The organism is Paenibacillus thiaminolyticus (assembly GCF_003591545.1).
Lineage (GTDB): Bacteria > Bacillota > Bacilli > Paenibacillales > Paenibacillaceae > Paenibacillus_B > Paenibacillus_B thiaminolyticus_A.
Genome location: NZ_QYZD01000006.1, coordinates 30,835 through 43,690 on the forward strand (window position 1 = coordinate 30,835; position 12,856 = coordinate 43,690).

Below are 12,856 nucleotides of genomic sequence, written 5' to 3' on the forward strand. Positions count from 1 at the left end.
AAGGCCATCGTGCATGAATTTCCGCTAACGTCAGATACTACAGGTATTATTTACAGGTTATATTCGACAATGTTACGACATCCCGATGCGGAGCGGCTGTTCGAACAGCTGCGGACGCGGACGGATTCGCATATAATGGCATTCGCGTTAGCGATGCCAGCTGCAGAAGGGCACGGAAGAGTCCTTGCGAAGCCCGCCTCTAAGGCGGGGTTCTATTAATGGGGTTTCAATTGAGGAGGTAGTTCACATGTCTGAAGAAACAAAAGTCAACGAAACAGCCGAAACGGCAAACCAGGAAGTGATGGAAAACATCGTGTCCGTCAAAAAAGGGGATACCGTCAAAGGCACGATTGTCAAAATCGACGACAACCAAGCGGTCGTTAGCATTGGATATAAATATGACGGTGTCATTCCTGTCCGCGAATTGTCTTCCTTATCCGTAGACAACATTGCGGATGTTGTCCAAGTAGGGCAAGAAGTCGAATGCAAGGTTGTCAGCATCGACGATGACAAGGAGCGCATGGTTCTGTCCAAGCGGCAAGTAGACAGCGAGAATGCATGGGATGTCATGCAGCAGCGTTTCGACAACAACGAAGTATTTGAAGTTACGGTTGTTGATGTCGTCAAGGGCGGCGTTGTAGCCGATGTCGGTGTCCGCGCATTTATTCCTGCATCCATGGTAGAGCGTCACTTCGTAGAAGATTTCAGCGATTACAAAGGCCGCACGCTCCGCGTAAAGGTCAAGGAAATCGATCGCGAGAACAACAAGCTCATTTTGTCCCAAAAAGAAGTGCTTGACGAAGAGTTCGAAGCGAACAAGAAGCGTGTCATGGAGAACCTGAGCGAAGGCCAAGAGCTGGAAGGCACTGTACAGCGCCTGACTCAATTCGGCGCATTCGTTGACGTGGGCGGCGTGGACGGTCTCGTTCACGTATCCGAGATGGCTTGGCATCATGTCGAGAAGCCGGCGGATCTCGTTCAAGAAGGACAGAAAGTAAACGTAAAAGTATTGAAAGTCGATCCGGCGAACGGCAAAATCAGCCTGAGCATGAAAGCAACGCAGCCAGGACCTTGGGAGCAAGCTGGCGACAAGATCAAGACAGGCGATATCTTGACTGGTGAAGTGAAGCGCCTCGTCGACTTCGGCGCCTTCGTTGAAGTGGCTCCTGGCGTGGAAGGCTTGGTTCACATTTCCCAAATCGCGCATCGCCACATCGCGACGCCATCCGAGGTGCTGAAGCAAGGACAGACGGTTCAAGTGAAGGTGCTTGACTTCAATCCGGCTGAGAAGCGTGTCAGCCTGAGCATCAAGGAAACGGAAGAAGCACCGGCTCCTGCGCCAAAAGCAGAGAAGAAAGTAATGAAGGAAGAGTTGAACAATAACCCGAACGTTTCTTTGAACAATCAAGGAATGAGCGTCACTCTGGGTGAGCGCTTCGGCGATATGCTCAACAAATTCAAAAAATAATCGAATCCGTGTCCTTCGGCGGGCTCCTCAGGAGCCCGCCGTTTATTTTTGCAGACTCCTTCAAATAATAAGCAAAAAAGGAATCGGAGTTGAAGCGATGTGTTGCCTGGGATGCTGTCATTCATTTTGTGGCTCTGTTGTGCCATATTGATGGCGACGGGATGGAGGGATGTACTGCTGCCCGGAACCGCCCGATCGGTTCTGCTTCTGGTCGGACTGTTCTGGCTGTTCTATCATGATGCGGGCTTCGGGCTGCTGCCGGATGGACGCGGGCTTCAGCCGGTATGGCTGCTGTGGTGCATGATCGCGGGAACTCTGGCCGGCATGCAGGCGCAAGCCTCCGGCTGGGTCATGTTCACTTTGGCCGGGCGCATCGTATTCATCGGCGCGGTCTGGCTGTGGACAGCGCTGCTGTCCCAGTCGGCGGTCTGGCCGCTCCCGCTGCTCCCGGTATACAGCGCCTCCTATCTGATGATTATCGCGATCGTGCTGCTGTGTTCGCGAGAATGGACGCATCAGTGGATCATGCTGACGCTGGGGCTTACAGCAGGCGAAGGACTCATTCAATTGAAAATGTCGTCTTCCGGAGAATTCGGCAGCGCCGCCGTGCAGGATGCGTGGTGGCTCATGTTTGTCACCGTACGGTTGCTGTCTGCGGTCATTGAATGGTCCCGGGACAAATGGATTCAGATGCGCTTGCAATGAGCTGAGGCGCATCGTCGGTGCCGGAGACAGGAGAGCTACAAATTAGTCAGGTCTCCTGCAAATTGGTTAGCCAAGGTGCTGATTTTTTGATATGATGAACTACGTGTAGATGTTGCATTAGAGATGAGGAGTGAACTGCATGGCAAAACCCGTTGTTGCCATTGTCGGGCGGCCGAATGTCGGCAAGTCCACCATTTTTAACCGAGTCATCGGCGACCGTTTGGCCATAGTGGAGGACAAGCCTGGCGTGACACGCGACCGTATTTACGGAACGGGCGAATGGAATGGCAAGCCGTTCAGCATTATTGACACGGGCGGAATTGAAGTGTACGGCGAAGACGAGATGCTCCGCTCTATCCGTGTGCAGGCCGAACTGGCCATTGAAGAAGCGGATGTCATTGTTTTTATGTGCGAAGCGAAGAGCGGCGTAACCCAGGCGGACGAGGAAGTGGCTGAGATTCTGTTCCGTTCCGGCAAGCCGGTAGTTCTTGCGATTAACAAAGTAGACAACTTGCAACGCATGGACGATGTTTATGAATTTTACAGTCTTGGATTCGGGGATCCGGTGCCTATCTCCGGCTCGCACGGCACTGGACTTGGCGATTTGTTGGATGAAGTGGTCCACCGTTTTCCTGAGACGACCGAGGAAGAGTATGATGAGGATGTTATCCGGGTCGCGCTGATCGGAAGACCGAACGTAGGCAAATCCTCGCTCGTCAATGCCATATTAGGCGAGGATCGCGTTATTGTGAGCGATATTGCCGGCACGACGCGCGACGCGATCGATACACCGTTCGAGAAGGACGGACAGCGGTTCGTGCTGATTGATACAGCAGGAATGCGCAAGCGCGGCAAGGTGTACGAGACGACCGAGAAGTACAGCGTCATGCGCTCCATGAAAGCGATCGAGCGGGCCGATGTCGTCCTTGTCGTCATTAACGGCGAAGAAGGCATTATTGAGCAAGACAAGCATATTGCAGGCTATGCCCATGAGGCCGGCAAGGCGGCATTGTTTGTCGTCAATAAATGGGATGTCGTCGAGAAGAACGATCGCACGATGCATGAATTCGAGACGAAGATTCGCGATCACTTCTTGTTCATGCCTTATGCGCCTATCGTCTTCCTGTCCGCCAAGACGAAGCAGCGGCTTCAGAAGCTTCTGCCGGTCATCGAGCATGTTGCAGAGCAGCATGCGAAGCGCATAACGACCCATCTGCTCAACGATGTTGTCAGCGATGCGATCGCATACAACCCTCCGCCAACGGATAAAGGCAGACGACTTCGCATTAATTATGCGACGCAGGTCGCGGTGAAGCCGCCGACGATTGTTATCTTCGTCAACGATCCGGAGCTGATGCATTTCTCCTACGAGCGCTATTTGGAGAACCGGATCCGGACGTCGTTCGATTTCGAGGGCACCCCGATACGGCTGTTCACCCGCCGCAAATCCGATGAAGGTTAGGGGTGATCGGAATTGGTATATTCAATCATTGCCATTGTGGCAAGTTACTTAATCGGTTCAATCAGCTTCAGCCTGCTGTTCGCCAAATGGCTGCGCGGAATCGATATCCGGCAGCATGGGAGCGGCAATGCCGGCGCGACCAATACGCTGCGCGTGCTGGGCAAGGGACCAGCGATCTGCGTGCTGCTGCTGGATGCGGTCAAAGGAATTACTGCCGTGCTGCTTGGATGGTGGCTGACCGATAATGCTTGGTTGATGGTCGGGTGCGGCATCGCGGCGATCGTCGGTCATAACTGGCCGGTATACTTTCGTTTTCGCGGCGGCAAAGGGATCGCGACGACGATTGGCGTCCTGGCGATGCTGGCGTTTTGGCCTGCCTTCACGGCAGGTGTGCTGGCCATCGCCTCGATTGTCTGGAAGCGGTATGTGTCCCTCGGTTCGCTTATTTTCACGTTGCTGACACCGGTCTTTATTTTGATTTTTCGTTATGATTGGCCGATATTTTGGGGCAGCCTGCTTATTTGCGCGTTCGCCTTCTATCGTCACCGAAGCAATATTATGAAGCTGTGGAGAGGCACGGAGAATCGCCTCGGATCGAAGAAAGGAGAGGTGCCACGTGTCCGCTAAAGTTGCCGTACTCGTCGCCGGAAGCTGGGGGACGGCACTCAGTGAGGTGCTTGCGCAAAATGGGCATGACGTGTACTTATGGACACGCCATTGCGACCAAGCGGAAGAAATTAATGAGAAGCATCGGAACGGAAAATATTTGCCGGACGTCAAGCTTCACCCCGGATTGAAGGCGACATGCAGCATGCAGGAAGCCATGGAGGGAGCCTCGGCATGCGTTGTCGTGGCGCCTTCTTCTGCCATGCGCCAAGTGGCCGGCCAGATGAAGCCGTATGTTACGGATGAGATGATTATCGTGCATGCGACCAAAGGCTTCGAGACCGAGTCGTTGGCCCGCATGTCGGAAGTGTTGGCCGCGGAGCTCGAATGCGGCTTGGAGCGAATTGCGGTCCTGTCTGGGCCGAGTCACGCGGAAGAAGTGGTTCTGCAGTGCCCGACGACGGTTGTCGTCGCTTCCGCCGGCTTGGAGACGGCCGAGCAGGCGCAGGATCTGTTCATGAACGATACCTTCTTCCGGGTGTATACGAATCCCGATGTGCTCGGCGTCGAGCTGGCCGGCTCACTGAAAAATATTATTGCGCTGGGCGCGGGTCTGACCGATGGGCTTGGCTTCGGCGATAATGCCAAAGCGGCCTTGCTGACGCGCGGATTGGCCGAGATCGCGCGCCTCGGAGTGAAGATGGGCGCCAATGCGCTCACGTTTGCGGGCCTGGCCGGCGTCGGCGACCTTGTCGTCACCTGTACGAGCCAGCATAGCCGCAATTGGCGCGCAGGCTCGATGATAGGGCAAGGCATGGCCGTGGATGACGTGTTGTCCCGGATGGGGATGGTCGTCGAAGGCATCCGCACGACGAAGGCGGCCTATCATCTGTCCGAGCATTACGGGGTGCAGATGCCGATTACTGAGCAGTTATATCGCGTCCTGTTCGAAGGCAGGGAAGCGAAGACGGCGGTAGAATATTTGATGGGCCGCGTCCGCAAGCATGAGATCGAAGAAGTGGCTGCCTGGACCTGACCGTTCAAGGAAGAACGCGGAAATCCGGTGGTATCTCTCACCTCCATTGAAGTCTGTTCATACATTGTAGGTAAACAGACTTAAGGAGGGAGTATATGGCGAACAGTAAATTCCCGAGGGAAGCCTTGAACAAGATCAACAAGAAAGCCGGAAAAACCATAACCGAAAACCAAATCAAAAAGCTTGCCGGATCGGTTAAGCCTTCCACGCTTCAGAGCGAGGCTCAACTGCGCCAGCTCATCAAGCAGGTCGCTTCGGTGGCTAAGCTTCCCGTGACGGAATCTACGATAAATGAGATTGTTAGCGCCGTGAAGAAGAGCGGCATGAATCCGAACAACATGGAAACGTTGATGAAAATGATGATGAAGAAGTAGCGGTTCCCGTCCTTAACCGGCCGGCAGCGTGAGCGGATGCTTGCGCTGCTTTTTCTATTGGTTGGAAAGAGCTGGATCTATGAATTGTCCACTCTCGTTTTCTTATGAGGATACGAATGGTATAATGGGAGCAGTTTGTGAGGAATGGGAGAATCAGAGAGTATGAATGGTATGACGAAGATGTGGGTATCATTTATCGGAATTGGCCTGATGGCATTTTCCGCCTTTTTAATCATGTTCGCCAGAACGAAAACCAAGGGTTGGGTCAAAGGCATTCTATCGTTAATCGCATTCATTATGTTATTGGCCGGCATGCTGTATAGCCTGATTTCCATTATGTAATCAATACGCATATTCAGGAGGAACAACAGGTTATGGCAGACATTAAGGTACGGGGACGTGAACGGGAGGCTATCGTGACGATGCCGATCGGAACGACGCTGCTTGAAGCAGCTATCCAGGCCAAGGTGGACTGGGCCTATTCCTGCACGCGGGGGACCTGCGCCCGCTGCCGCTGTCAGATTGTCTCCGGCTACGACAACCTGGGCGATGTCACCGATGCGGAATGGAACCGGATGGACGAGGACGAATTCCATCAAGGCTACCGTCTCGCCTGTCAGACGGCGGTGGTGAAGGACGGTCAGGTAGAAGTGATACATAAGCCGTATTTTGGATGACGCAGCTGCGTCTATTGGCGCTGTTCATCAATACGGGCATTCATCATTTGCACGTGATGCGGAAGGGCTTCATGCCCTTCCCGCCGCGTCAAGATTCACAGAAGAAATGGAGCACGCCGCATGAACGAACATTCATTGTCTCAGTCGCTTGAGAATTGTATCTGCCTTTTGACGGAGGCCTGCCCGCCGGAGACGCTGCCCTGGATGCTGGGCGGAAGCTGCGGGTTGGTCCTGCAAGGCGTGGATATCGACCGCGAACCGCGCGACATCGATATGTATGCGGATGAAGCGGAGGCGGGGTTGCTGCACCGTGCTTGGGGCTCCTGGTCGACGGATAAGCCGGAATGGAGCGTCACTGACCGCTACCGCTCGCTATTAAGCCATTACCGCCATGAGCAGGTTACGGCCGAACTGGTCGGGAGCTTCACGGTCACGACGCCGGAATGCCGCTATGAGACGGTGATTGTCGAAGGGCTGTGGCCCGTCGGGCCGGAGTATACGCTCGGCCGCTATATTATTCGGCTCATGCCGTTGGCGCATGAGCTGGTCTTCAACCTGCTGCGGGAGCGGGAGGATCGCACAGAGGCCATCGTGCGTGTCATCAATCGGGAGCCGGACCAGCATGTCGAGGCGATGCGGGCCGTATGGAACCGCTGCCGGGCCAGCTCTCGCTTCGCGGAGCGGCTATGTTCGCTCTGTCCGCAGGTGATGGCCGGTGTCATCCCGAGCCGAATCGATCGGGAAGCGGAGGAAGAATAGAAATCGGTGTTCCAGAAGACGGGTTATCAGCACCGGGAAGGCTGCAGTCAAAAGGAGGAGCGCTGTGGGAACACGCGTGACATTTATGCCGGCCGGCAAAGTCATTGAGATTGTCCGGCCGACGTCGATACTGGCGGCCGCCCGTCAGGCCGGAGTCGCCGTGCGAACGCGCTGCGGAGGCAAAGCGGGCTGCCTCCTGTGCAAGGTGAACGTGTCCGGCGATGCGCATGCCGTTACGGCGCCGACGCCGCCTGAGGTGCGGAAGATGGGGATGGAGGAGACGCTGGGCCCTCGCCTGGCGTGCCAGGTCCGGCTGAGCGGCCGCGCGGGAAGCGTAACGGTCGAGGTGCCGGAGGATCCGTTGAAAGCGCTCGTCCGCCGCAAGCTGGAGGAACAGCAGGGCGAGGACACGTTGTGGTAGCAGGCTTAATAATAGATGTTCATTCGTGATCAAAAGCGGACTTTTTGAACAACCTCTAATAGACACAGGCTGGAGGGAATGATTGTGAACCGAAATCAAAGGGCCGGCATCGTGGCGGTAACCGCCCTATTGCTGGCGCTGCTGCAAGGATGCATGTATCCGAAGGAATTGCGGAATGAGAACCAGCAGTCCGCCCGCGAGGGCGTGCTGCTCGTGCAGAGCGCGGTAGATGAATATTTGAAGGACACCGGGCTGCTCCCGATACAGAACAGCGAAGAGGATGTTCCGCGCTATGAGAAGTTCCGGGTTGACTTCGAGGCGCTGAAGCACAGCGACAAGCTGAGCGCCACACCGGCCAGCGCGTTCGAGGCGGGCGGCAGCGGCTCCTATCTCATTATCGACGAAGAAACGGAGCCCAAGGTCCGCATCATGGATTTGGCGGTGGCGCAATATGTGAACGATGCCGCCCGTGCCGTTGATTCTTACAAGCGCAAGAAGGGACGCCTGCCTTCGAAGGAGGAGGCCTACCCTGGCTTTTATCGCATCGATGAAGCAGCCGCCGGTCTCAAGCCGTCGATCGTGAGAAATCCGTTCAGCGGAGAACCGTTGGCGCTTATGATGGATGAACAGGGACGCGTCTACGCCGATTACGCGATGGAACTGATGCAGGTCATCGAGGCAGGGGACAAGCCGCCCGCGGAGGACGGAGCCGACCTGCGCCCGCTGCTGACCGAGAAATCATTCTATGTTCCGGTCAAATCCGTCCCATACATATGGAAGGACGGGGCTCCGTGGCCGCTAGCGGAACCCGAATCGTAATCCATGCGCAAGCAAGCGCGTGAGCAATAGCAGACCGTATGGAATTTTTCCGTGCGGTCTTGTTTGCGTTGTCATACTTTTCTATGACTTTCATATAACTGATTTGGAAGGCGTGAGTGCGCCCGGCGAAGAAAAATGTTGCTATTAGGGGTCATATTTGCGAGAGATGCGAAATAAGATGGTACTAGTCCAAAAACATGTACGAGTTGCGTCGCAATGCCCTTGTACAACGTGAAGTCTCGGCGGAGAACACTGGCGACAACGGCAACAGCTCAATCCTAGCAACGGTGCCAATCGTTTCAGAAGGACGAGAGGCGGACGAAAGCCTCTTGTCCGTCGGAACATTTTGAGGAGGGGATATCATTGGAAAAAGTGGACATCTTTAAGGACATTGCCGAGCGTACCGGCGGGGATATTTACCTCGGGGTCGTCGGTGCGGTCCGCACGGGGAAATCGACTTTTATCAAACGCTTCATGGAGACGGTCGTTCTTCCGAATATTACAAATGAATCCGACCGCATTCGTGCTGTCGACGAACTGCCGCAGAGCGCTGCGGGCAAGACGATTATGACGACGGAACCGAAGTTCGTGCCGAATAATGCGGTTCAGATCAAGGTGGCGGAAGGACTGGACGTGAACGTCCGCCTGGTGGATTGCGTCGGTTACGCCGTGGAAGGCGCAAAAGGCTATGAAGACGAGAACGGACCGCGGATGATCAATACGCCGTGGTTCGAAGATCCGATACCGTTCCAGGAGGCGGCGGAGATCGGCACGCGGAAGGTCATTCAGGAGCATTCCACCCTGGGTGTTGTCGTTACGACCGATGGTACGATTGCCGAGATTCCGCGCTATTCGTATGTCGACTCCGAAGAGCGGGTCATCAATGAACTGAAGGAAGTCGGCAAGCCGTTCGTGCTCGTCATCAACTCGACGCGGCCGAAGAGTGAAGAAACCGTCGCGCTGCGCAATGAGCTGCAGGAGAAGTACGACATTCCGGTGATGGCTCTCAGCGTCGCGACGATGAGCGAAGATGACGTGATGGGCGTGCTGCGGGAAGTGCTGTACGAATTCCCGGTTCATGAAGTCAATGTCAATCTGCCGAGCTGGGTCATGGTGCTTCATGACAATCACTGGCTGCGCAGCAGCTATGAGAGCTCGGTTCGCGATACAGTCAAAGATATTCGCCGGCTGCGCGATGTCGACCGCGTCGTGCAGCAGTTCATGGATTATGAATTCATCGCCCGCGCCGGACTTAGCGGGATGGATATGGGGCAAGGCGTTGCCGAAATCGACTTGTACGCGCCGGATGAGCTGTATGACCAGATTTTGATGGAGGTTGTCGGCGTTGAAATACGGGGCAAGGATCATTTGCTCCAACTGATGCAGGAATTCTCCCATGCGAAGCGGGAATATGACCGGTTCGCCGATGCGCTGGAGATGGTGAAGACGACGGGCTACGGCATCGCGGCTCCGACGTTAAACGAGATGGCTCTCGACGAGCCGGAGCTTATCCGCCAAGGATCCCGCTTCGGGGTGCGGCTGAAGGCGACCGCCCCGTCCATTCATATGATTCGGGTCGACGTCGAATCCGAATTCGCGCCGATTATCGGCACGGAAAGGCAGAGCGAGGAATTGATGCGCTACCTGATGCAGGACTTCGAGAACGATCCGACGAAGATCTGGGAATCCGATATCTTCGGCCGTTCCCTGCATTCGATCGTCAGGGAGGGCATTCAAGGCAAGATCGCCATGATGCCGGACAATGCGCGCTACAAGCTGCAGGAGACGCTGGGGCGCATTATCAACGAAGGGTCGGGCGGCCTGATTGCCATCATCCTCTGACGGAACATTCATACCGGATACGGAGCATAGCTCAGACGCTCCTTGTTCTCTCGGGAACAGGGGGCGGATTGGGCTATTTTGTTTATTTCGCGGCACGGGGCTGATTTTACCCCCTTGCATTTGTGATAGCGGTATATTACTATAAATTTGTTCCTCGGCCATGAAAGACGGCAGAACCAAGCTGTATCTGACGTTTTTAGGGTTGATGAGGTATATTTTCATAGGAAACAGTGAAAAAAGGGATAACAAGACATATTTCATCGGGAGGTGAATTAAAAATGAACAAATCCGAATTGATTACCGAGGTTGCAGAGTCCACGGAATTGTCCAAGAAAGACGTGACGAAAGTGGTAGACGCCGTCTTCGAGGCCATTTCGAACGCGCTGCAGAACGGTGACAAGGTCCAATTGGTAGGCTTCGGCAACTTCGAAGTGCGCGAGCGCTCCGCCCGTAAAGGACGGAACCCGCAAACGGGTGAAGAAATCGAAATTCCTGCGAGCAAGATCCCTGCGTTCAAACCGGGTAAAGCACTTAAAGACGGCATCAAATAAGTGAACTTACATACTCTAGTGACTATGGGGAACGCGAGCTCAGTGAAGCCGTGACGGAATTCCGTCGCGGCTTTTCTCTTGTTGCGGGCGACGTGTCCGGGCGAGACAGGCTATGGGCAAGCGGCGCAACCATGTTATAATAGCGAGAGAAGAGGAGGGAGTTCTGTTGGAGAACCAGACCGACTATATCGTTATCAAGGCCAAGGATCAAGGCGTGCAAGTATTCGGATTGACACGGGGCCAGGATACCCGCTTCCATCATATCGAGAAGCTGGATAAGAACGAAGTGCTGATTGCGCAGTTCACCGATCATACGTCCGCGGTCAAGGTGCGCGGCAAGGCCGTCATCCTGACGAAGCATGGCGAGATACATACCGATACGGATTAAGGCGAGCTGCTCCGCCATGCTGCGGGGCGGTTTTTTTGCGGCGCCCGGGAATGCCCCGCGGCTGGTCTGGGGCGGAATTGCTGTCATACCCCGCGCAATTTCACTGTATGATGAGGTATGGACATCCTTTTATGGGTCGAGACTGAGAATAGGGATTCACAGCGGATGTCTTCAACATGTACAGTAGGGGAGCGGGTATAATGAACCGGGTTCAACGATGGCGGCCGGCCATGCTGACGGCGATGGCGACCATCCTGCTGATGGCGGGGCTTGGCTGGCTGTCCGCTGCGCAACACGCGGACGGGAACAAGCCGCAGGAGGCGGCTGCCGTAACGGCATCGCCGCAGATCGTCTCCGTCACTGAGGCGCGGCTGGTCGACTATTTATCCGATATTCCGCTGCAGCTCAGACTAAGCCGGGCGGCATGGAATGGAGACGGACTGACGATTGACATGAAGGTCGCCTCCACCATCGCGAGGCCGGATGCGATCTATCATGACATCTATGAGCTGCTGCAGCATAGCTTCACACGAACGGACAATGTGAACCGGCTGCTGCTGCGGATCGTCATACAGGATGAGCGCTTGAAAAAAAATTACGTTCTGCTGTCGCTGGACGCGCGCAAGCCGGAAGTGACTCCGGAACGGTTGAAGGCTATCCGCGCCAGCATCGTCTCACCCGATACGGAACAGGCGCTCCGCTTTATTTATACGCTGCTATGGGATCGGACTTTTCCCGGAGACAGATAGTAGACATGCCTGGTTCAGCGGCACAACAAGAAAATGTGCCCGTTCATATGGAACCTATGATATAATGACTTAGATTGCGACATCCCGCCAGGATGACTAACCGCTTATTGTCGGAGGACTCATAATGGAAGTAAACTACATTTCGCAATTGGCAAAACGGTACGTAGAACATGACATGATACAGGCGTACACTGACCTGCCTGCGTTCCCACACACGCGGGTGGAGCTGATGTTCGCCTTTTTAAACCGCAGCAAGAAGGGTGCGGAGCACAGCGATCTGATTGCGCTAGTGACTTCGCTCGTGCAAGTGGGCCTAGACACGCACGACATGATTGAGATGGCGACCAAGGATGAGAGCGATCGCAATCTGCGTTCCCGGCAGCTCAAGGTGCTGGCGGGAGATTATTTTAGCAGCCGATTCTATCATCTGCTCGCCCATGCGGGACAAGTCGATGCCATTCGGTCGCTGAGCCAGGCGGTCTGCGCCGTCAATCAGCTCAAAGTGGCCACGATCGAGAAGATGAAGCTGTGGGCGATGACGGCGGAGGAATATTTGCGTGCGTGCGTATCTCTGCGCAAGACGCTGTTCCAGTCGTTCAACCATCGTATGGCTGCCCAGGACATAAGCTTATGGGAGCAGCTGCTCGACCAGGTCGCCGAGCTGGAAGTGATGAAGCAGGAGCAGGAACGCTCCGAGCAGTTCCAGTGCTTCGAAGGCAGCTGGTCTTATTGGCATGTGTGGCAACAAGGCACGGAAGAAGAGAGAAGGAAAATGAAGCAGCGCGCCTACGACACCGCGTTCTGGAGCGCGATGATGGCGAAGTATGAAGTGAGGCAGCAGCTGGCGTACCAGATTCGGGTCATTCAGGACAAGCTTCAGAGCATTACGTCCGCGATGCCGCTGGACGCCGGAACGACCGGACGGGTTGTCCAATTGCTTAGCCCGCTCGTGCTGACGTCTTCTCCGACCAATGCTGCGGCTCAACGCAGCTAACATAC

At 55.0% G+C, this 12,856-nt stretch carries 16 protein-coding genes; all 16 read left to right on the forward strand.

Features of this window, described 5'->3' with window-relative positions:
• The first annotated feature begins 247 nt into the window (after positions 1 to 247).
• The 16 genes from rpsA to DQX05_RS09180 all read left to right on the forward strand — a co-directional run bounded on the left by rpsA (position 248) and on the right by DQX05_RS09180 (position 12,851).
• Positions 248 to 1,468 carry a 30S ribosomal protein S1 gene (rpsA, locus tag DQX05_RS09105; protein ID WP_119792859.1) on the forward strand — a complete coding sequence of 407 codons (1,221 nt, stop codon included), beginning with the start codon at positions 248 to 250 and terminating at the stop codon, positions 1,466 to 1,468.
• 111 nt (positions 1,469 to 1,579) lie between these two features.
• The gene (locus DQX05_RS09110; protein WP_259391876.1) at positions 1,580 to 2,173 is read left to right on the forward strand and encodes a permease; all 594 of its coding nucleotides are present in this window, start codon (positions 1,580 to 1,582) and stop codon (positions 2,171 to 2,173) included.
• 139 nt (positions 2,174 to 2,312) lie between these two features.
• The gene (gene der, locus DQX05_RS09115; RefSeq protein ID WP_119792863.1) at positions 2,313 to 3,635 is read left to right on the forward strand and encodes a ribosome biogenesis GTPase Der; all 1,323 of its coding nucleotides are present in this window, start codon (positions 2,313 to 2,315) and stop codon (positions 3,633 to 3,635) included.
• Between the two features lie 12 nt (positions 3,636 to 3,647).
• Positions 3,648 to 4,262 (forward strand): glycerol-3-phosphate 1-O-acyltransferase PlsY, encoded by a 615-nt coding sequence (plsY, locus tag DQX05_RS09120; protein ID WP_119792865.1) that lies wholly within the window; start codon positions 3,648 to 3,650, stop codon positions 4,260 to 4,262.
• Positions 4,252 to 5,277 (forward strand): NAD(P)H-dependent glycerol-3-phosphate dehydrogenase, encoded by a 1,026-nt coding sequence (locus tag DQX05_RS09125; RefSeq protein ID WP_119792867.1) that lies wholly within the window; start codon positions 4,252 to 4,254, stop codon positions 5,275 to 5,277. The genes plsY and DQX05_RS09125 overlap by 11 nt, the downstream gene beginning before the upstream one ends.
• A gap of 95 nt (positions 5,278 to 5,372) precedes the next feature.
• Positions 5,373 to 5,651 carry a stage VI sporulation protein F gene (locus tag DQX05_RS09130; RefSeq protein ID WP_119792869.1) on the forward strand — a complete coding sequence of 93 codons (279 nt, stop codon included), beginning with the start codon at positions 5,373 to 5,375 and terminating at the stop codon, positions 5,649 to 5,651.
• Positions 5,652 to 5,813: 162 nt separating this feature from the next.
• Complete coding sequence (locus DQX05_RS09135; protein WP_119792870.1) at positions 5,814 to 5,993, forward strand: DUF2768 family protein; 180 nt, start codon at positions 5,814 to 5,816, stop codon at positions 5,991 to 5,993.
• A 32-nt stretch (positions 5,994 to 6,025) separates the two neighbouring features.
• Positions 6,026 to 6,328, forward strand: a complete 303-nt coding sequence (locus DQX05_RS09140; protein WP_119792872.1) for a 2Fe-2S iron-sulfur cluster-binding protein — start codon at positions 6,026 to 6,028, stop codon at positions 6,326 to 6,328.
• A 120-nt stretch (positions 6,329 to 6,448) separates the two neighbouring features.
• A complete protein-coding gene (locus DQX05_RS09145; RefSeq protein ID WP_147385168.1) occupies positions 6,449 to 7,087 on the forward strand; it encodes a nucleotidyltransferase family protein in 639 nt (212 codons plus the stop codon).
• 64 nt (positions 7,088 to 7,151) lie between these two features.
• The gene (locus DQX05_RS09150; RefSeq protein WP_119792876.1) at positions 7,152 to 7,508 is read left to right on the forward strand and encodes a 2Fe-2S iron-sulfur cluster-binding protein; all 357 of its coding nucleotides are present in this window, start codon (positions 7,152 to 7,154) and stop codon (positions 7,506 to 7,508) included.
• A gap of 78 nt (positions 7,509 to 7,586) precedes the next feature.
• Complete coding sequence (locus DQX05_RS09155) at positions 7,587 to 8,327, forward strand: hypothetical protein (RefSeq protein ID WP_119792878.1); 741 nt, start codon at positions 7,587 to 7,589, stop codon at positions 8,325 to 8,327.
• Positions 8,328 to 8,690: 363 nt separating this feature from the next.
• Positions 8,691 to 10,169, forward strand: a complete 1,479-nt coding sequence (gene spoIVA / locus DQX05_RS09160) for a stage IV sporulation protein A (RefSeq protein ID WP_119792880.1) — start codon at positions 8,691 to 8,693, stop codon at positions 10,167 to 10,169.
• Positions 10,170 to 10,447: 278 nt separating this feature from the next.
• Positions 10,448 to 10,720, forward strand: a complete 273-nt coding sequence (locus tag DQX05_RS09165) for an HU family DNA-binding protein (protein ID WP_006678894.1) — start codon at positions 10,448 to 10,450, stop codon at positions 10,718 to 10,720.
• 166 nt (positions 10,721 to 10,886) lie between these two features.
• Positions 10,887 to 11,108, forward strand: a complete 222-nt coding sequence (gene mtrB / locus DQX05_RS09170) for a trp RNA-binding attenuation protein MtrB (RefSeq protein WP_119792882.1) — start codon at positions 10,887 to 10,889, stop codon at positions 11,106 to 11,108.
• 200 nt (positions 11,109 to 11,308) lie between these two features.
• A complete protein-coding gene (locus tag DQX05_RS09175; RefSeq protein ID WP_119792884.1) occupies positions 11,309 to 11,857 on the forward strand; it encodes an ATPase in 549 nt (182 codons plus the stop codon).
• Between the two features lie 124 nt (positions 11,858 to 11,981).
• Positions 11,982 to 12,851, forward strand: a complete 870-nt coding sequence (locus DQX05_RS09180) for a heptaprenyl diphosphate synthase component 1 (protein WP_119792886.1) — start codon at positions 11,982 to 11,984, stop codon at positions 12,849 to 12,851.
• Positions 12,852 to 12,856: the final 5 nt, after the last annotated feature.